Origin of the sequence: Moraxella sp. FZLJ2109 (genome assembly GCF_024296965.1) — a bacterium.
Taxonomy (GTDB): domain Bacteria; phylum Pseudomonadota; class Gammaproteobacteria; order Pseudomonadales; family Moraxellaceae; genus Moraxella.
This window is the reverse complement of record NZ_CP101112.1, coordinates 435823-454702: the sequence shown is the minus strand read 5'-3', so window position 1 is coordinate 454702 and position 18880 is coordinate 435823. Positions and strand designations below refer to the sequence as shown.

The following is an 18880-nucleotide window of genomic DNA, read 5'->3' as shown; positions in this document are numbered from 1 at the left end:
ATAAGGCTATTCAAACCCTTTGGATAACAAGGGTAGGAATGATTGTAATGAATACTAAGGAGTCATTATGAGCAATATTGATGATGATTTTGATGATGATAACTTTGAAGAAGATGCCGATGCCAAGCTTGCTGATGAAGGCAAGGCCAAACCGCTCGAAAAACGCCTAAAAATCGACGCTTTATTAGAAGAGCAGCGACTGAACAAGCTTAAGCGCGCGCTAGAAGATGAAGATGATTTTGCCGAATTTGACGATTTGGATGATGATTTTGATGATTTGGACGATGATTTTTGATCGCCAATTACCAAAACACTGCCGCTTATACTGACAGCGTGTCGGTATAAGCCTTATTTTTTACAAAGAGTATGAAAAATGAATAAACAAGAACTGTTCGCCTACTTAGAATCGCCTGCCAATGAAATGGGTCTTGACCCAATTGCGGCGCATGGTTTTTTGACCGCAACTGTGGTGGGTAAGCCATTACCAAACTGGCTGTCGGCGTTTTTTGAAGGGGCGGATGCGGCTGTGCCAAGCGAAGTGAAAACCGCGCTGCAAGCATGGCGTCAAGAGCTGATCGACACGCTCAAAGCCGAGCAGCCGATTGAGCTGCCATTCGATGCCAGCGAAGAAGCGGAAGATTTCAGTGAAGATGGCGACTTGGCAGCATGGGCGATCGGCTTTGTCGATGCGATGTATTCTGATGAGAATGTCGATTGGTTTGATGATGAAAACACCGAACAAGATGTTGCTGATTTGACCTTGCCGATGGTGGTGTTGTCAGGCATCGATGAAGAGCTTGATGAGATTCGTAGCGATGAGATGCTGGCAGATATGGCAAATGCCCTAGAAGACAACATCACTGAGCTGTTCTTATTATTCCATACCGATGATTGATCACCGATTGTTTGGTGATTATTAAAAAAGCAGGGCGATTTTCCTGCTTTTTTCATCTTATTTTTATTTTTATCCAAAGTTTACCAAGGAAAATCATGCAATTATCCAATCTTGAAACCTTGCCAAACCACATCATCACCGAGCGACTCGATGTTGTCTATGGCAGCACCGTTCGCAGTAAGCATGTGGGTAAGGATTTATTAGCAGGTCTAAAAAACATCGTCGGTGGTGAGCTGACGGCTTATACTGAGCTGCTTGAAGAAGCGCGCCAAGAAGCCATGGCACGCATGATTGCCAAAGCTCAAGCACTTGGCGCAGATGCCATTGTCGGTGTGCGATTTTCCACATCGAACATCACCGCAGGCGCGTCCGAGATTTTCGTCTATGGCACAGCGGTGAAAGTGCAGAAAAAATTCAATCCATTTGGAAATTCTTCAGATCATCTTGATAATAATGGCAATGCGTGATGGATATTGAAGCGGTATTATTTCGGTATGCTGACTGGATTTTTGCCATTGTGCTGTTTGTGGTCGGTTGGTATTTTGGTACGCGCGCTGAGAAAAAGCACTTGGCAAGCTTACAAAAAGACGAAAGCGATTTGGCGCATATCACCGTGTCAAGCGAGCGATTTTTTGAGCCTGTTGGGGTGCGTGATTCGGTATTTGTCACAGGCAGCGTGGTCATTGCCCAAGACCGCTTTAAGCTTGTGATGGCGGCAATCATGAGCTTATTTGGTAAAAATTTGACCGTCTATGAAAGTCTGCTTGACCGTGCGCGCCGTGAAGCCGTGGTGCGCGCCAAACACCAAGCCAACCATGCAGGCTGTCATGCCATCTATGGCATCCGCTTTGAGATGTGTGATATTGATGGCGGTGTGGAAGTGCTGGCTTATGGCGTGGCGGTGAAGTGATTGATTAGTGTTTCTTGGTTGAAATTGTCTGTCAATAAACCCCATCCCAACACTCCCCTTAACAAGGGGAGGGGGCTTCCTCTTTTCAACATCATCTGAAAAGGAGTGGCTCCTCCCCCTCCCCCTCCTTTTTTCAAGGGGGGCTGGGAGGGGGTCTACTAAAACCCAGTAAAAAACCACGATTCATCATGAACCGTGGTTTTTGTTTTTGGAAAAGGGGAAATTACCAATAACCCAGCACTTTCCACCACAGACCGCCGATGACCAAGAAGATGATCAGATTGACCACACTCATCACAAAGCCTGCTTTCCACCATTCACCAAGCCCCACAAAGCCTGAGCCGAAGACGACTGGTGATGTGCCTGTGGCATAATGTGTCAAGGTCATCATGATGTTGGACGCGGCTGCCATCGCAAGTGCAAAGAACATTGGCGGTGCGCCTAGAGCGATGCCTGCCACCAAAAACGCGCCGAACATCGCTGTGATGTGCGCTGTGGTACTGGCGAACATATAGTGCGCGTACATATAAGCCACCAGTAGCAACAAGCCTGCTGTCATACCGCTTAAGCCTAAGCCACTGATGCCTGTTTCTAGACTTTGGCTAAACCAAGTGATTAAACCAAGTTTATTTAAGAAAGTCGCCATCATGATCAAGGCTGAGAACCACACGATGGTATCCCACGCACTTTTTTCTGAGGTGATGTCATCCCAAGTCAAAACACCTGTCAATAATAGCAAGCTTAAGCCCAAAAATGCCGTGGCGGTCGCATCAATATCAAAGCCAAATAGTAGCTTTGGAATGCCTGCCCAACACGCAAGCAAAATCCCAAAGATGACAAACATGATTTTCTCATCGCGGCTCATCGGGCCCATTTCGGTAAGCTTATCTTTGGCAAATTGTACAGCGTTCGGCGTATTTTTGATGGTCGGTGGATACATAAAATACAGCACGATCGGCATAACGATAAAGGCGATCAAACCCGGTACCAGCATCGCAATCGCCCACTGGCTCCAGCTTAGGCGAAACTCACTGCCCAGACTTTCAGCGATGATATTGACCACCATCGGGTTTGGTGCGGTGGCGGTGATGAACATCGCTGAGCTGATTGGGTTGCTGTGATAATTAACCAGCGCAAGGTATTTGCCCATCACGCCTTCGGTGTTTTTCTCAGGCGTTGAGTCGTAGCTTTGGGCGATTGAGCGCATGATTGGATGCATGATCGCGCCGCCGCGTGCGGTATTACTTGGCGTTACAGGTGCCAAGATCAGCTCTGATAAAGCAAGGCTGTAGCCGATGCCAATGGTTTTTTTGCCCCAGACGGCGATGAATAGATAGCCGATACGCGCGCCTAAGCCTGTTTTTAATAGACCGCGCGAGATCATGATTGACACACCGATCAGCCAAATCAATGGGTTGGCAAAGCTTGACAGTGCATCTTTCATGGCGGCGTCGGCTTTACCGTCAGCGACAGTGATGCCCGTGATGGCAACGAGCATGATGGCGATGATCGACAGTGCGCCGATGGGCATGGCTTTGCCGATGATGGCAGCGATGACACCGACGAACAGCGCAAGCAGTCCCCAAGCTTGTGCCGATACGCCATCAGGAGTAGGGATAAAAAAGATGATGGCAGCCAGTGCAATGGCGATCGCCATCGGAATGGGCTTAAAGCCTAATTTAGAATTATTCACAGAATTATTCATAAGTCACCTGATGTGAATTTATGGCAAGTTGTTATTATAAAAATAAAAAAGAAGCCGTGATGACAACTTCCTTCAAATTGCGCTTTTGTTATCAAATTTTACAAGCATTATACAACAAAAAATCACCCACAAAAAGTAAGGGATTGCTATTATTTTTGCAAAATCATTTTCTATAAAAATGCTAGACAAATTTTTGGCGATGGACGATGAAGTATTTTCAATAAAAATCCCCACAAATCCAAGAAAACTTGCTAAAATAATCAGTATTTTTTATTGTATTTTGAACCAAAAAACTTTGCACTTATAAAGGTTTACCATTCTCATGACTAACAGTATCCAAACCGCACTAGATCGCTTATCTTCCGCCTATAATCCTGCCGAGATCGAAGCAGGGATGTATCAAGGTTGGGAGAATGCAGGTTATTTTAAGCCTGATTATAGCAAGTCAAAAGCCTTCTCTATCGCCTTGCCACCACCGAATGTCACAGGCTCACTGCATATGGGGCATGGCTTTAATAATGCCATCATGGATACGCTGACTCGCTATCATCGTATGATGGGCTATAACACGCTATGGCAAGCAGGCACTGACCATGCAGGTATTGCGACGCAGATGGTTGTTGAGCGTCAGCTTGGCCTACAGGGCATCAAACGCCACGATCTGGGCCGTGAAAAATTCCTAGACAAAGTGTGGGAGTGGAAAAGCGAATCGGGTGGTAACATCACTCGCCAAATCCGTCGCCTAGGCTCATCGGTGGACTGGAGCCGTGAGCGATTTACGATGGATGAAGGTCTGTCAAAAGCTGTGCAAGATGTATTCGTCAAGCTGTATGATGACGGGCTGATTTATCGTGGTAAGCGTCTGGTGAACTGGGATATCAAACTTGAGACAGCGTTGTCTGATCTTGAAGTTGAAAACCATGACGAACAAGGCTCATTGTGGAACTTTAAATATTTCTTTGAAAATCAAGATCTTACCACCAAAGATGGCCAAAATTATCTTGTTGTAGCGACCACACGCCCTGAGACTTTGCTTGGTGATACAGCGGTGGCGGTACATCCTGAAGATGAACGCTATGCACACTTAATCGGACAAAATATCATCCTGCCGATCACTGGCCGTATCGTACCGATCGTAGCGGATACTTATGTCGAAAAAGACTTTGGCACAGGCTGTGTCAAGATCACCCCTGCACATGATTTTAATGACTATGAAGTCGGCAAACGCCACAATCTACCACTGATTAATATCTTTGACAAAAACGCCAACATCCTAGCAGATATGCAGGTGTATGAGAGCCTAACTCAGCGTGAGCCAACGCTTGAGACGACACCATCTGATTATGCAGGTCTGGCTCGTTTTGATGCTCGCAAAAAACTGGTGGCAGATGCCGAAGCTCAAGGCTGGCTTGAAAAAATCGAACCGCACGCACTCAAAGCACCGCGAGGTGATCGCAGTGGCGAGATTGTTGAGCCGTATTTGACCGACCAATGGTATGTCGCCATCGATGCGCTAGCCAAGCCTGCCATCGAAGCGGTCGAAGATGGTCGCATTGAGTTTGTGCCTGCCCAGTACAAGAATATGTACATGGCGTGGATGCGTGATATCCAAGACTGGTGCATCAGCCGTCAGCTGTGGTGGGGTCATCGCATCCCTGCGTGGTATGACGATAAGGGTGGTATTTATGTGGCACATGATGAAGCTGAAGTACGCAGTAAATATAATCTGTCTGCCGATGTCGCCTTGCGTCAAGATGAAGATGTGCTAGATACTTGGTTTAGCTCAGGTCTGTGGACATTTAGCACGCTGGATTGGGGTAATGATGCCGATGACGGCAAGGCACTGGCGACTTTCCATCCGACCAGTGTACTGGTGACTGGCTTTGATATCATCTTCTTCTGGGTGGCTCGTATGATTATGCTAACCATGCATTTTGTCAAAAATGCTGATGGCACGCCACAAGTGCCGTTCAAGACCGTCTATGTGCATGGTCTTGTGCGTGATGGTCAAGGTCAAAAGATGAGTAAGTCAAAGGGCAATGTGCTCGACCCGATTGATCTGATCGATGGTATTGATCTAGAAAGCCTAGTGGCTAAGCGTACCACGGGGCTGATGAATCCAAAAGATGCTGCCAAAATCGAAAAAGCAACCCGCAAAGAATTCGCTGATGGTATCGAAGCATTTGGTACTGATGCACTGCGTTTTACTTTTACAAGCCTTGCCAGCACTGGCCGTGATATTAACTTTGACATCAAGCGTATCGAGGGCAACCGCAACTTCTGTAATAAGATCTGGAACGCCACTCGCTTTGTACTGATGAACTGCGTGGACAAAGTGGGCAATGAGCTACCAATTGATAAAGCTGCCAACAAACAGCTGTGGGAGCTGCCTGAAAAATGGATCATGAGCCGCCTAAATTCAACCATCACAAGCATCCATGAGGCGATGGCGACTTATCGTTTTGACTTGATGAGCCAAGCGATTTATGAGTTTATTTGGAATGAGTATTGTGACTGGTATGTCGAGCTTGCCAAATCAGCACTCAATGACGACAGTGTTAGTGATGATCGAAAAGCACAGATTCGCTATGTGCTGATTCATGTGCTTGAGGTTGCGATGCGCTTTACCCATCCGATCATGCCGTACTTGACTGAGAGTTTATGGCAGACGGTTGCACCGCTGATTGATCGTAAGACGACTGACAGTATCGTTATCGCCGATTTCCCTGCAATCAATGCCGATGACATCAGTCGTGAGACCGAGCAGGATATGGCATGGCTACAGGCGCTCATCGGTGCAGTGCGTAACATCCGTGGTGAGATGAAGCTGGGTAATGCTGTGCGTCTGCCGGTGCTACTACAAGGCGTGAATGACGCTGAGCAAGCATCGCTAAGCCGTATCGCAAATCAGTTCAAGGCATTGGCAAAAGTTGAGACGCTGACTATCGTCGCTGACAGTGATGAAGTGCCGCTATCATCATCGAGCATGGTGGGGCAGGTCAAGGTGCTGGTACCGATGAAAGGACTCATTGACCCGACAGCAGAGCTAAACCGCCTAGCCAAAGTCTCTGAGAAGCTACAAGCTCAAGCCGATGGCATCGCTCGCAAGCTATCAAACGAAGGCTTTGTGGCAAAAGCCCCAGAAGCGGTGGTCGCCGCCGAGAAGGCCAAGCTTGATGAGCTAAACACTCAGCTTGCTGAGATCGCTAAGCAGGTTGTGCAGCTCGAGAGTTTATAAGCTATTGTTTTATAAATGATTATTGCTCTTTTGGCATAATTTCCTTGATAAAGACCCATGACCGCCATCTGCCACTGATGGCGGTTGTAATCAATGGATTTGATAAAGATAGTTAAGGCAATCAATGAAACTCACCCCTACATCAAGCTATCGCCGCGCCCGATTTTTCAGTGGTAAGAACAGCATTAATTTGTTGCTGTTACTGCTGCCCGCCATAGTGCTTGGTGGCTTGCTTGGGTATTATCAATCAGCAAGCATAGGCGTGCGTTTGTTTGTTTTATCACTTATAGGCATTTATCCGACGCTTGTATTTATCCAAGTATATCGTGCGCACGGCATTTATCATCACAAAACCTTATTATACGGTACTCTGAGTGTTGTATGGTGGCTGATATTTGCGGTACATAGTACGGTATTGTCCGCAAGCTGGGCGGTTTTTGACAGTAGTATCGATGCGTTTTTTATCGTTCAGGCGGTGGCGAACACCACACGGCTTGAAGCGATGGAATTTGTGCAGTTTCATTGGCACAAGATTGCATTTTTAATCGTATTGCTGTGTGTTTGCTTGTATGGCTATTTTTGGATGCTGCTGCGATATTTTGATGTTGATAGCTATGTGTCTGCCAAACCAACTTGGACACATAAGACCTTGTTTGTGTTGTTTGTCATCTTGTGTGTTGCAGCTTATACCACTAAGCCCAATCGCAAAAATGCACCCATATTTTTTTGGTACAATTATTATGCCAAGATTGTGGATTTTCAAGATGAGCTTAAGCTACATCAGCGTTGGCACAAGCGATGGCAGCAGCAAGCAATCAGTGATATCATCGCAACTGATGATCGCCACACGCAGACGCACATCATTGCCATCACTGAGAGTTTGACCAGTGAGAATTTCGGCATTTGTGGCTATCCGCGCGATACCACGCCACATATCAGCGCGCTACAAAATGAGCTGATGGTCTATTGTAAGGCGTATTCACCGTACGCGACGACGATCAATGCCATCAAGGCATTATTGACCGATATGCCGGCAGGCGCGCCGAAGTTCGTGCCGACACAGAGCCTACTTACCCACGCCAAGCAAGCAGGTTATCAGACCTATTGGATCAGCAATCAAGATGACAGTTATTTGTCATCGCTGTTTGGTTCATTGGCAGATGTGGCGATTTATCACAATCGCTTAAGTGGTCGCAGTAGTTTTTCAAAAGATGAAGGATTGTTACCACATCTACACAATGCCTTGGCTGATACGCATACCAAAAAGCTTATCATCCTACATCTGATTGGCGCACATCCCAATTATTCGGCGCGTTATCCCGATCGCTTTGAGCGGTTTCCTGATGATAATAAAGGGGCAGATCAGATTGATGCGCATTTTGATCGGCAGAATTTTGGCAGTCTGACCAGACAGGCGCGTGATGAATATGACAACAGTATTTTGTACCAAGACTGGATGTTTGCCGAGATTTTAAAACAGCTAAAAAATGACACAGCGGATAATCAAAGCCTGACCTTTGTGTCCGATCATGGTAATGAAGTCGGTCATGTCAAGGATTATGCAGGGCATAGTGATCATAGTGAAGCAGGTTACAAGGTGCCGTTGATCGTCTGGCAAAACTCGCCGAATGCGCGCACAGGCATTGAGCAAGGCAGATTGGTGGATACCGCTGAGCTCAATAACCATATGCTGATGCGCATGGGTATTTTGACCAAGTCAGGTCAGCCCTTGCCGTGGTCGGATCATGCTTATCAATTTGCTCCGAAAGCAAAATTTCCATATTGGCAAAATAATAAAAAAACTGAATAAAAAACAATAAGTTGTCAGAAGATTATCAGTTAAATATTTAGCCGATGAGTGATCGTGCCACCCCAAACACGCCCATATGCGCCTGCACGATGACATCAATATCAGGCGCATAGCCGCCGCCCATCACCACCGCAACAGGAATGCCAAGCTGATGTGCCATCGTCAGTACGATCTCATCGCTCTGATAGCAGCCGTCCAGCGTCAGCGATAATTTACCCAGTTTATCCACTGCCAGCACATCGACACCCGCTTGATAAAAGATCATATCAGGGGTAAACTCTGCGATGATTTTTGGTAGGGTATTGCTTAAAATTTCTAAATATTCATCATCACCAGTATCATCAGCTAGGGCAATATCCAGATCGGATTTTGGCTTATGATAAGGATAATTTTTCTCACCATGCATACTAAAGACAAAGACCGCAGGATTATCCGCCATGATCGCCGCATTGCCATTGCCTTGATGAACATCAAGATCCACGATCAAAATCCGCTTCGCTTGATTGCGTTTCAGCAATAAATTGCTCGCCACACAGATGTCATTCATCACACAAAAGCCTTCACCGCGATCGGCAAAGGCATGATGCGTACCGCCCGATGTCGATAAGCTGATGCCGTACTGCTTGGCGTACAAGGCGCATTCATAAGTAGCGTGGCAAATATAGCGCTCACGCAGCACTAGCTCGGGCGACATTGGCAAACCAATAGCGCGTGCTTCTTTTGCGCTCAAGGCTTGTGTCTCAAGCTTATGCCAGTACTCTGCCGTGTGCGTGGTCAAAATCTCATCGGCAGATAGTAGCTGCGGTGCAAATATATCATCTGCCCTAATGATACCATCAGCAAGCAGTCGCTCGGGCAGTAGGCGATATTTCGCCATCGGAAAGCGATGACCATCAGGCACGGCGTGACAAAAAATGGGCGAATGGGCGATTTTTAGCATGGTATTTTTTGATAAGTTAAATAATTTTATAATCAATTGTTATTATTAATTTGACACAATAAATTTGTAAAAATAAAAACTAAATTTATTGATACTGATCAGTTGGTTCAAAAAATTCTACCGTACGCACAGCATTGGCATCGGTCGAATGCTCAGCAGAATCAATAAAATGCTCAGGATGAAAATGTAGATAATCTAATAAAATAAGACTGGGTTCAGGGTCGCTCAGCACATCATCATAAGCTTTTTGGGCAAGTTCGGTTAAGCTTGCTAAGCCTTGTAGATGACAGCCTAATGCCTTATCGGTCATCGGTGTAAATTCAGCATCAAAGCTGATCTTGGCGCGCACTTCGCCATCGGTAGGGTCAAGCTCTAGGCTGCCAAAAGGAATGCCAAGATTCGCCATTGCGATTGCCATCGTCATCGGCGCAAAGTGACTTTGGGGCACAACTTCAGGCAAAATCCCAAAAATCGACACCAGCTGCGTGCGTTCATTGATACGAAACACGCAAGTCCACTCAGCATCTTTATCACTAAATGGCACGATCAGATGATGAATCTGTGGTACGACAGTATAGCCATCTGCGGTGTTGGCATGGCGGTGTTCGTATTTCCAGTTGTGCGCATCCAAAAATACCATCAGTTCATCGGTGATGGGGTGGCTGCCTGTGTGGCTGTCCGTGCTATTGAGTGTGTCTGCTTGATGGGCGGTGTCATCGGCAGCGTCGTTCACTGGAATTGACTGTGATTGTGGCTGCGGTTTTGGTTCGGTTGTGGCTAATTTATCACTAATAAACTGTGCAATTTTTTTAAATAATTTCATGAAATGTATCGATACGGTATGATTCAGCCATTAGCATAACAAATTTTTGCCCAAATCGGTAGTGCTAACTGATGGCGGCAGGGTTTTTTAATCCGTATGAAACAAAACTTCAGCAATCAATACGGTTTTTTGGTATGATAGGCAGATTGATTTATTTTGCCAAGACTTTCATGACAACGGGATATTTATTAGGTATTCATGACAAACGCCACCGAATTTGACGCTCAAACCGCTGATGCGCTTAGTCGTTCACCGATTTTGCACCTTGATCATGTCGATGTGCAGCGCGGTGATTTTTTGCTGTGCCAAGCGGTGAATAAAACGCTGTATGCAGGCGATGTTTGTCATTTGATCGGTGAAAATGGCTTGGGCAAAACCACGCTGTTATCCCAAATCGCAGGGCTACTGCCCATCACGACGGGCAAGGCGCGCATGAGTGGCGCGTGCGTCTATGTTTCGCATCAGTTGGGCATCAGTGCGGCTTTGACCGTTGAGCAGAATTTACGCTTTTTATTGTCGCTGTATGGTGTGGATGCGGACGCGGCGATGATTGAGCAGGCGTTATCTTGCGTGGGTTTGGATGGTCTTGAAGATGTCAGCTGTACGCAGTTGTCAGCAGGGCAGATGCGCCGTGTGGGGCTTGCGCGATTGTTCGTGCTGGATGTGGTGCACGCACCATTTTGGCTGCTTGATGAGCCTTTGACCGCGCTCGATGTGGCGATGGTCGCGCACTTAGAAAGCCGCATTGCGGCATTTGCCAAATCAGGTGGCGCGGTGCTGATGACCAGTCACCAAGCGACCTATGCGGCGACTTGCACGCTTGATTTGGCGGAGTTTGCATTATGATGACTCAGGCTTTTATGACCATGCTTGCGCGCGAATGGCAGATCAAAAGACAGGGTGCGGTGCAGTGGCTGTTTCCATTGGTGCTGTTTTTGCTTATCATTACGCTGTTTCCGCTTGCCATCGGTAGCGAGCCGAATCTGTTATTACGCCTTGCGCCATCAGCGGTGTGGATTGCGGCGCTGATTGCGCTTGTGATCGGGGTGGATGATTTATTTCGCGGTGAATTTGATAATGGCACGCTTGCGCAAATGGTGGTAGCAGGTGCGCCGCTGTCTGTGTGGGTGCTGGCGCGGTTGATGGTGCATTGGCTGTTCAGTGCAGGGGTGGTAGCGGTGCTGTCGCTGTTGGTAATTGTGCTGTTTGGCATGAATGCTGCTGATGCGGCGATACTTGCGCTTTCTATTATCATCGGCTCGCCGTTATTGCTTGCGCTGTCTGCCATTGCCAGTAGCTTGACATTGACACTGAAAAATGGCGCGGTGCTTGTGCCGCTGATTGCGCTACCCATGCAGCTGCCAGTGCTGATTTTCGCTACTGGCGCGGTGGATTTGCACGCTACAGGATTAAATGGCTTGCCGACATTGGCGCTGCTTGCAGCAGGTAGTATCATCGCAGTACTGGTGACGCCGTGGGTGGTCGCGCAGGTGCTAAAAATGGCGTGGTCGGATTGAATTTGATTGAGTTTTATCCAATCAAAAATCACCCATCCAGCCAAAACTCCCCAGTGCCCACCATCACCACGCGTCCGCCGACTTGGATATTCTGCGCCGCATCGATATTTAAATACAAGCGGTTGGCGCGCCCCAAATGATCGCCTTGATGGATGGTTTTCCGTGTCGGTGTCAGTCCTTGATGAATCAGATACACCCCAAGATTGGCGCACGCAGAGCCTGTGCCAGTGTCTTCGATGATGATGCCATCTTGTTCAAACAGCATTCTTGAGTAAATGATTTCTTCACAATATTCATCTTGATGCCACAGATAAATTGACGGCTCAGCACTTGTATCAGGGTAGTGCTTGGCGAATAATTCTTGTAATTTTATCAAATCGATCTTGGCGTGCAATAAGTCATCTAAGCTGTCTAATTGTAGCAAAAACTGCGTTGTACCACTATTGACAAAATAACCCAGATAATTGATTTTATTTGAATTAATTTGGCAAACATCAGCCAGATAAGCTTGACTAACTTGACAGGGCGTAACTTCAAAGCCGCTGATGGTTAAGAAAATTTGTACATCATCTCGGTGGATGTGTACGGCTTTGGCTTGAGTATTGATGATAAATTGATCGGGCAGATTATTAAGCTGTGATAATACAAAACTTGCACCCAGTGTCGGATGACCTGCAAAGGGCATTTCATAATTGGGTGTAAAAATCCGCAAATTTGCCACCACATGATCATCATTACTTGGCTGAATAAACACCGTTTCGCTTAAGTTGAACTGCTTGGCAATCGCTTGCATTTGGGTATCATTTAGCATGGCAGCATTGGTAAATACCGCCAAAGGATTGCCGCCAAAATGCGTCTCGGCAAAAACATTGACCAGATAATAGGGTAGTTTTGTCATCAAAATCTCGTAAGTTCACCCATCAAGTTTATCCATCAATCCATCAAAACGACGGATTAAGCAGTGCATTGATAAAATGCATGATAAGCTTTGGCTCGATTGCGATCGTCGCTACTACACCAAAGACCGCGCCGAATAGATGCGCTGAGTGGTTGGTTGTGCTACCGCCGCGGCGATCGGCATAGATGCTATACGCCACATAAGCGGCGGCAAAGATGATCGCAGGAATGGGAATGATAGCAAATAAATACAAAGTCTCCCACGGTGCAAACAAGATAAACGCAAACAGCACCGCGGAGACTGCGCCTGATGCACCAAGACTTGAATAGCGCGCGTTGTCCTTTTGGGCAAGATAAGTCGGAATGATCGCGGCGATGATCGACAGCACATAAAAGCCGACAAAGCCAAGACTACCAAAGCGACTGATATAAAACTGCTCAATCACCCGCCCAAAAAAGTACAGCGTAAACATATTAAACAGCAAATGCATCCCATCAGCATGGATAAATCCGTGCGTTAATAGGCGGTCGATTTGACCTTTTTTGATCGCGGGCGGCCAAAAAATCAACCGCTCAAACAGCGGACGCGATTGCCAAGCGGCGATACTAATGATAACAGTAATGATGATAATGGCGGTGGTATGATTCATGGCATTAAACTTAATAATAAAAAATTACCGTAGTATAGCACGACACGCACAAAAACCAACCGTCTTGGCAGAAATGGCGGCTGAATCGGTGAGTATTGGTAAGTTTTACATGAGTTTTGTAACAGTTTTTCCAAAAAAGATGAAAAATCAATGGATTGTGTTTGTTAATTGTTGCAAACCCTTTTATCTTGTTCAAAAATCAGTCACAATATATCGCAGATGTTTCACGGCAAAAGGGCAATGATGCTTAACTTGCCGATTTTTTGTGGTTAAACTTTTTTATTTCAGTGGAGCTATTATGAACCTGATCGCCAAATTAAGCGAATTTGTGACCCCTTATGTACTTGCCATGACCAAGGATGTGGTGGGTAGTAACGATGCCAAAGCAGGCATTTTGTCAGTATTTTATCCGCTGTTCGCAGCGCGCCTAGCAGACGCTGGCACTGTTACTGCGGCACAAGCGGTATCTGATGAGACAGTGGACTATGGTCAAGCGCTACTGGGTGCGGTCATGGGCAATGACACGCAGTCAATGATTGCAAAATTCGCACAAGAATTTGGCGTATCAAGTGAAACTGTATCAGCGATCACAGGCGCAGCATCGGCGCACAGCTTTGCAAAAATCGAAGAACTTGCAGGCGGTGCGCCAGTGGCACAGTTCGTCAAATCATCACTACAAGGCTTTAATGGTGTATTGCCAGCATGGGCAAGTGCATTTTTGCCAGCGGGTCTATTGGCAGGCGGTGCGACTTTGGCAAATGGCATCATCAAAAACACCGCTGTTACCACTGACGCTGTAGCTCCAGTTGCCCAAGCTACCGAAGACAAATCATCAATCGCGCCAGTGGCTGCTGCTACCGCTGCTGTCGGTGCAGGTGCTGCTGCCGTCGCTGCTACCGCTGTCAAAGCTGCTGACATCAATAGCGACAAAGCTGAGCCAAAAGCTGCTGCTGCGCCAACTGCGACCCATGTCGATACTTCTACAGTCGTGACCGAAGAGAAAAAAGGCGGCTTCTTAAAAAGCTTGCTGCCGATCATCGGTCTATTAATCTTTGCGGGTCTAGCATGGCTACTACTGCGCAGCTGCCAAGATTCACCAGCGCCAGTCGCTGCACCAGTGGCACAAGAAGCAGGCGCAAGCAGCGCAGCAACTGCGGTCAATCCAGCCGTACTTGGCGTCACTATGGACAGCACCGGTCAAGCCATCGCATCATGTACTGCACAAGCTGGCTCTGAAGGCTTGGTGGGCAACATCCGCGCTGCCATCGCAGGTCTATTCACTGCCGATAAATGTGAGCTGAACACCGCGACCGACCGCGCTGACAGCATGGCGGCTGAGCCACATCTACCTGCGCTACTTGGCTTAATCAAAGGCGTGCCAAATGCTACTTTGGGCATCGCGGATAAAGCAGTGCGCTTTGGCGGTGCGGATGATGCAACAGTGGCTAAGCTTGTCGAGCAAGCCAAAGGCATCGTTCCTGCTGACTTTGATGTACAAGCAGGTACCATCGAATCACTACTAAATCCACAAGCTGATGCCGCTCAAGGCGACGCGGCTGCTGCCAATGCCAATGCTGCACCAGCCAAAGTCACCATCGCAACTGACGCTACGGGCAATGCCATCGATTCATGCGCAGCGACCGCTGGTGAAGAAGGTGTGATCACTGGTATCAAATCAGCACTGAGCGCTGCCTTTGGTGCAGATGCTTGCCAAGCCAATGTCGATACTGCGCACGCAGCGACCCTATCGGCTGCCGAGCAGCTGCCTGCCATCCTGGGCGTGATGAAAGGCGTGCCAAATGCCAGCGTGAGCATCGAAGACAAGACCATCCGCTTTAATGCAGCTGATGAAGTGACTGTGGCGAAGCTTGTTGAAGCGGCTAAAGCTGCTGTACCTGCTGATTTCGTCGTCGAAGCTGAGCCTAAGCTTGATGCTGCTGCGGCCGCTGCTGCAGGCAACACTTCAGCCAAAGCTGCACTAGAAGCGCTAACCGCAGATTCTACCGCTGAAGACTTGGTCAAGGCGTTGAATATGCAGATCATCAACTTCGCATCAGGCTCAAGCGAAATCCCAGCTGAAAACAAAGCCATCCTTGATTTGGCTGTGGCAAAAATGGCTGAACTGAAAGACGCAGGCCTGCAAATCACAGGTCACACCGACAGCCAAGGCAATGCTGACATGAACAAAAAACTGTCAGAATCTCGTGCTAACGCGGTGCGTGATTACCTAGTATCAAAAGGTGTGGATACCGCTCGTCTAGCAACTGCTGGCGTCGGCCCTGATCAACCAGTAGCCACCAATGCCACCGAGCAAGGTCGCTTCCAAAACCGCCGTATCGAATTTTCAGTATTGGCAAAATAATCGATTCAGCATTGTATAAAACAAAACCAAGCGGTATCATATCGCTTGGTTTTTTATTATAAGGGCGTATCGCATACGCACAGAGATGATTTTGGTCAAATAAGTACCAAAAAGAGCAAATAATGACAGCGACGGTAATTTTATTTAACAAGCCTTATGGCGTACATAGCCAATTTCGCAAAGAGCATGACGGCATGGCGACTTTGGCAGATTTTTTCACGGACAAATCGCTGCGTGTGGCAGGGCGATTGGATAAGGATTCTGAAGGCTTGCTTGTCTTGACCGATCATGGCGTGCTCAATCATGCCATCACCACGCCGCCCACCGCCATCAATGCCAAATACAATGCTAAGCACGCCAAGACTTATCTGGTGCAAGTTGAGAACATTCCCAGTGCTGAGCAGATTCACGCGCTGCAATCAGGCGTGATGCTAAAAGATGGTAAAACGCTGCCCGCGACCGTCAAGCATCTAGCTGATGATGAGCTGCCCATCACACTGTGGGCGCGTACGCCACCGATTCGCAGCCGGGCAAGCATTCCAACCGCTTGGCTTGCCATCAGTATCATCGAAGGCAAGAACCGCCAAGTGCGACGCATGGTCGCTCATGTGGGCTTGCCGTGCTTGCGATTGATTCGTCATCAAGTCGGCACATGGACGCTTGGTGATTTGGCAGTCGGGGAGTATCGCACGCTTAGCTTGTCCGCCGATGAGCTTGCCAAAATGGGCATCAGTGACAACACACCAAAGCCTGCAACCACAAAGCCTGTCGGTCATACCGCCAAAGCATTTAAAAACAACCGAAAATCTGCCAAACGCCCAAGACCACCGAAGTTTGGTGGATAAAAAAAGACGCCATATTTTAAATTGGCGTCTTTTGTCAGAAAATTATTTTACTTGCTTTTTCGCTTGTTCAGCGATTTTGTTTGTTGGTTTTTTCTCTTGTGAAAGCTTTTTCTTTACTGGCTTTTTGTTTTGTTTTTTCATTTTTTGCTCAGCTTTCTTGGTTTTCTTTTTGGCTTGTTTTTCAGACTGATGGTCAGTTTTCTTAGCTTGTTTTTGAACGGTTTGTGCAGTTTCTGGTTTGGTAGGTTGTGCGTTTTGTGGTGCAGCCATTGCGGTCAAAGTAAATGCTGATAAGGTAAATGCGGTGATAAGTTGTTTGATTGACATGATATTTCCTATAAAATAAGCATCAAGACCGATAGTGGACTTGATGCGTATATTAAACCAAAAACTTGTAAATTCAATTTGTGAGTTTGCAAGTGTTTGGGAGTGGTTATAAGTGCATTTTGTAAATTTTGTTGCACAATTGGCTTGGAAATCATCATGTGCTTAATCAAAACTCCAACCACGCACCACCATCACCGCTTAGGCTCATTTGCTTATGCGTGGTCGCAGGCGTGTCATCATCAGCTGTTAGGACATCAAAAGTCATCAGCTCATCGCGACGAAATGCGTGTACTTGCACCGCTTGCCCTGTGGTATTTTGTAGGGCGATTTGGCGGTTTAACAGCGCGCTGCTTGCTTTTAGCCCATCGATGGCGATGATGACATCATTAAAGCTTAAGCCTGCTTTGCTTGCTTGGCTGTTGCGATGTAAGTGCTTGATTTTTAAGCCACTTGCTTTTTCGTCTAGCGTCATACCCCAAGGCTTGGTCTGTGTGCTTGCTTTGATATCGATACCAAATTTCGCCAAAGTCTCACCGACCGGTAGCGGCGCTGTGCCGATGACATAGTCTTGATAAAATGCCTGCCACTGATCTTTGCCCATCATCTCACTAATGACTTCATCAAGGCTGTCGGTCGTCATGCCATAAGGCTTGCCGTGCGCGCGCTCATAGAATGCCTTGACCACATCGAACAGGCGGTATTTACCATCAGAATTTTCAAGTAAAGTTGCATCCAATAGCCACGCCACCAGTGCGCCTTTGTTATAATAGCTCACCCCTTGATTGGCGGTATTCTCATCGGCGCGATACAGTTTGATCCAAGTATCGAAGCTTGATTCTGCGACGCTTTGATGGGCTTTGCCATCGGTCTGTAGATAGCGATTGATTTGTGCTGCTAATAATTTTAGATAGCTGTCTTTATCAATCACGCCTGCGCGTAGCAGCATCAAATCATCAAAATACGATGTAAATCCTTCAAATACCCACAGCAGTGGTGTATAAGCTTCATCAATCAAAGGGTTGTCAATCATCACATCAGGCTTAACAGTCTTCACCCACCACGCGTGGAAATATTCATGGCTGCACAGACCCAGATAGCGCTGATAATCGCTCGATGGCACGGCAGGCTCAGCAGCACTCGGCAGATCACTGCGCGGACTGACCAGTGCGGTGGAGTTGATATGCTCAAGCCCACCATAATCATTGCCCGTGACCATCGTCATAAAGGTATAATCAGCAAACGGCGCGCTGCCAAGCCAATCGATGTAAGCTTGGCAGATTTTTTGTAAATCGTGGCTAAGCCTTGTCAAATCTGCCTGATGGCGACCTGCGATGAACGCGCGGTGGGGGATGCTTTGCCCTGCATGATCGCGCACATCAAAGCCAAATTTATCTTGCGTACCGATCTCAAACGGATAATCCAAATACTCAAAGCTTGGCATCGCGGCAAATTGATAAGTCAGCCCGTCATCACCATGCTTGATATCGTGTGGCAGACCGCAGGCGATGCTGCAGTTTTTATGAATATTAGTAAAATTCTTAGATAAAAATAACTCAATAGTAGCAGGGGTGAATTGATTATTTTTAATTAACAATAATAAAGAGCTAAAATTCCCAAAAATCCGCTGCTGATCGACAAATGCCGTACGCACTGATAAATCATGACAATAGATTTCATACTGTACCGTGATAGCATCGCCTGCTTTGGCATGGTCGAGCCTAAAGGTGTGCTTATCAGATTTATTGGCGCGATAAACACGGTCATCACCTGCGATCGTATAACTAACCTGAGTGATATTTTTGGCAAATTCACGAATCAAATAACTGCCTGCAATCCAAGTCACCATGGATAAACTTGGCGCATCTTCTGCGCTGTTAAACTGCATGGTCACATCGCACAAATGATCATAAAAACGGCCAAAATCCAAACGATACTGTATGCTCATCATCTTCCCCTCCGGT

At 47.1% G+C, this 18880-nt stretch carries 17 protein-coding genes; 10 read left to right on the top strand and 7 right to left on the bottom strand.

From position 1 onward, the window contains the following. The first annotated feature begins 67 nt into the window (after positions 1-67). From NKU06_RS02110 to NKU06_RS02095, 4 genes are all read left to right on the top strand, one after another. A complete protein-coding gene (locus NKU06_RS02110; protein WP_253224155.1) occupies positions 68-295 on the top strand; it encodes a PA3496 family putative envelope integrity protein in 228 nt (75 codons plus the stop codon). A gap of 78 nt (positions 296-373) precedes the next feature. After that, a complete protein-coding gene (locus NKU06_RS02105) occupies positions 374-895 on the top strand; it encodes a YecA family protein (protein ID WP_254731992.1) in 522 nt (173 codons plus the stop codon). Positions 896-990: 95 nt separating this feature from the next. Further along, positions 991-1362 (top strand): YbjQ family protein, encoded by a 372-nt coding sequence (locus NKU06_RS02100; RefSeq protein WP_254731991.1) that lies wholly within the window; start codon positions 991-993, stop codon positions 1360-1362. Next, entirely contained in the window at positions 1362-1805 is a 444-nt protein-coding gene (locus tag NKU06_RS02095) for a YbjQ family protein (RefSeq protein ID WP_253224609.1), read from the top strand. Before NKU06_RS02100 ends, NKU06_RS02095 begins: the two co-directional genes overlap by 1 nt. A 223-nt stretch (positions 1806-2028) precedes the next feature. Here NKU06_RS02095 and NKU06_RS02090 read toward each other — a convergent pair whose 3' ends face one another. Next, positions 2029-3510 (bottom strand): DASS family sodium-coupled anion symporter, encoded by a 1482-nt coding sequence (locus tag NKU06_RS02090; RefSeq protein WP_254731990.1) that lies wholly within the window; start codon positions 3508-3510, stop codon positions 2029-2031. A 322-nt stretch (positions 3511-3832) separates the two neighbouring features. Here NKU06_RS02090 and NKU06_RS02085 point away from each other — a divergent pair, with 322 nt between their 5' ends. Both NKU06_RS02085 and NKU06_RS02080 read left to right on the top strand, forming a co-directional pair. Next, the gene (locus NKU06_RS02085) at positions 3833-6748 is read left to right on the top strand and encodes a valine--tRNA ligase (protein WP_254731988.1); all 2916 of its coding nucleotides are present in this window, start codon (positions 3833-3835) and stop codon (positions 6746-6748) included. Between the two features lie 124 nt (positions 6749-6872). Then, complete coding sequence (locus NKU06_RS02080) at positions 6873-8558, top strand: phosphoethanolamine transferase (protein WP_254731978.1); 1686 nt, start codon at positions 6873-6875, stop codon at positions 8556-8558. A 37-nt stretch (positions 8559-8595) separates the two neighbouring features. Here NKU06_RS02080 and NKU06_RS02075 read toward each other — a convergent pair whose 3' ends face one another. Both NKU06_RS02075 and NKU06_RS02070 read right to left on the bottom strand, forming a co-directional pair. After that, positions 8596-9498 (bottom strand): histone deacetylase, encoded by a 903-nt coding sequence (locus tag NKU06_RS02075; RefSeq protein WP_254731976.1) that lies wholly within the window; start codon positions 9496-9498, stop codon positions 8596-8598. A gap of 85 nt (positions 9499-9583) precedes the next feature. Further along, positions 9584-10321 carry a hypothetical protein gene (locus NKU06_RS02070; protein WP_254731974.1) on the bottom strand — a complete coding sequence of 246 codons (738 nt, stop codon included), beginning with the start codon at positions 10319-10321 and terminating at the stop codon, positions 9584-9586. Positions 10322-10519: 198 nt separating this feature from the next. On the opposite strand from NKU06_RS02070, the gene ccmA reads away from it, so the two are divergent. Next, positions 10520-11167, top strand: coding sequence for a heme ABC exporter ATP-binding protein CcmA (gene ccmA / locus NKU06_RS02065; protein WP_254731972.1), 648 nt, complete (start codon positions 10520-10522; stop codon positions 11165-11167). Further along, positions 11164-11838: a heme exporter protein CcmB gene (locus tag NKU06_RS02060; RefSeq protein WP_254731971.1), complete on the top strand. Its 675-nt coding sequence runs from the start codon at positions 11164-11166 to the stop codon at positions 11836-11838. The genes ccmA and NKU06_RS02060 overlap by 4 nt, the downstream gene beginning before the upstream one ends. A gap of 28 nt (positions 11839-11866) precedes the next feature. Here the strand turns inward: NKU06_RS02060 and NKU06_RS02055 are convergent, their stop codons facing one another. Next, positions 11867-12736 (bottom strand): PhzF family phenazine biosynthesis protein, encoded by an 870-nt coding sequence (locus NKU06_RS02055; protein ID WP_254731970.1) that lies wholly within the window; start codon positions 12734-12736, stop codon positions 11867-11869. 43 nt (positions 12737-12779) lie between these two features. Continuing rightward, positions 12780-13385 (bottom strand): rhomboid family intramembrane serine protease, encoded by a 606-nt coding sequence (locus tag NKU06_RS02050; RefSeq protein WP_253224144.1) that lies wholly within the window; start codon positions 13383-13385, stop codon positions 12780-12782. 298 nt (positions 13386-13683) lie between these two features. On the opposite strand from NKU06_RS02050, the gene NKU06_RS02045 reads away from it, so the two are divergent. After that, the gene (locus NKU06_RS02045) at positions 13684-15747 is read left to right on the top strand and encodes an OmpA family protein (protein WP_254731969.1); all 2064 of its coding nucleotides are present in this window, start codon (positions 13684-13686) and stop codon (positions 15745-15747) included. A 122-nt stretch (positions 15748-15869) separates the two neighbouring features. Then, the gene (locus NKU06_RS02040) at positions 15870-16592 is read left to right on the top strand and encodes a pseudouridine synthase (RefSeq protein WP_254731967.1); all 723 of its coding nucleotides are present in this window, start codon (positions 15870-15872) and stop codon (positions 16590-16592) included. Positions 16593-16634: 42 nt separating this feature from the next. Here the strand turns inward: NKU06_RS02040 and NKU06_RS02035 are convergent, their stop codons facing one another. Then, positions 16635-16862, bottom strand: coding sequence for a hypothetical protein (locus NKU06_RS02035; RefSeq protein WP_254731965.1), 228 nt, complete (start codon positions 16860-16862; stop codon positions 16635-16637). A 223-nt stretch (positions 16863-17085) separates the two neighbouring features. Further along, positions 17086-18864: a M61 family metallopeptidase gene (locus tag NKU06_RS02030; protein ID WP_254731963.1), complete on the bottom strand. Its 1779-nt coding sequence runs from the start codon at positions 18862-18864 to the stop codon at positions 17086-17088. Between the last annotated feature and the right edge of the window lie 16 nt (positions 18865-18880).

Bases quoted from the DNA above. Each gene is read 5' to 3' on its own strand.
- NKU06_RS02110 (WP_253224155.1), top strand. From the start codon at position 68: ATGAGCAATATTGATGATGATTTTGATGATGATAACTTTGAAGAAGAT.
- NKU06_RS02105 (WP_254731992.1), top strand. From the start codon at position 374: ATGAATAAACAAGAACTGTTCGCCTACTTAGAATCGCCTGCCAATGAA.
- NKU06_RS02100 (WP_254731991.1), top strand. From the start codon at position 991: ATGCAATTATCCAATCTTGAAACCTTGCCAAACCACATCATCACCGAG.
- NKU06_RS02095 (WP_253224609.1), top strand. From the start codon at position 1,362: ATGGATATTGAAGCGGTATTATTTCGGTATGCTGACTGGATTTTTGCC.
- NKU06_RS02090 (WP_254731990.1), bottom strand. From the start codon at position 3,510: ATGAATAATTCTGTGAATAATTCTAAATTAGGCTTTAAGCCCATTCCG.
- NKU06_RS02085 (WP_254731988.1), top strand. From the start codon at position 3,833: ATGACTAACAGTATCCAAACCGCACTAGATCGCTTATCTTCCGCCTAT.
- NKU06_RS02080 (WP_254731978.1), top strand. From the start codon at position 6,873: ATGAAACTCACCCCTACATCAAGCTATCGCCGCGCCCGATTTTTCAGT.
- NKU06_RS02075 (WP_254731976.1), bottom strand. From the start codon at position 9,498: ATGCTAAAAATCGCCCATTCGCCCATTTTTTGTCACGCCGTGCCTGAT.
- NKU06_RS02070 (WP_254731974.1), bottom strand. From the start codon at position 10,321: ATGAAATTATTTAAAAAAATTGCACAGTTTATTAGTGATAAATTAGCC.
- ccmA (WP_254731972.1), top strand. From the start codon at position 10,520: ATGACAAACGCCACCGAATTTGACGCTCAAACCGCTGATGCGCTTAGT.
- NKU06_RS02060 (WP_254731971.1), top strand. From the start codon at position 11,164: ATGATGACTCAGGCTTTTATGACCATGCTTGCGCGCGAATGGCAGATC.
- NKU06_RS02055 (WP_254731970.1), bottom strand. From the start codon at position 12,736: ATGACAAAACTACCCTATTATCTGGTCAATGTTTTTGCCGAGACGCAT.
- NKU06_RS02050 (WP_253224144.1), bottom strand. From the start codon at position 13,385: ATGAATCATACCACCGCCATTATCATCATTACTGTTATCATTAGTATC.
- NKU06_RS02045 (WP_254731969.1), top strand. From the start codon at position 13,684: ATGAACCTGATCGCCAAATTAAGCGAATTTGTGACCCCTTATGTACTT.
- NKU06_RS02040 (WP_254731967.1), top strand. From the start codon at position 15,870: ATGACAGCGACGGTAATTTTATTTAACAAGCCTTATGGCGTACATAGC.
- NKU06_RS02035 (WP_254731965.1), bottom strand. From the start codon at position 16,862: ATGGCTGCACCACAAAACGCACAACCTACCAAACCAGAAACTGCACAA.
- NKU06_RS02030 (WP_254731963.1), bottom strand. From the start codon at position 18,864: ATGAGCATACAGTATCGTTTGGATTTTGGCCGTTTTTATGATCATTTG.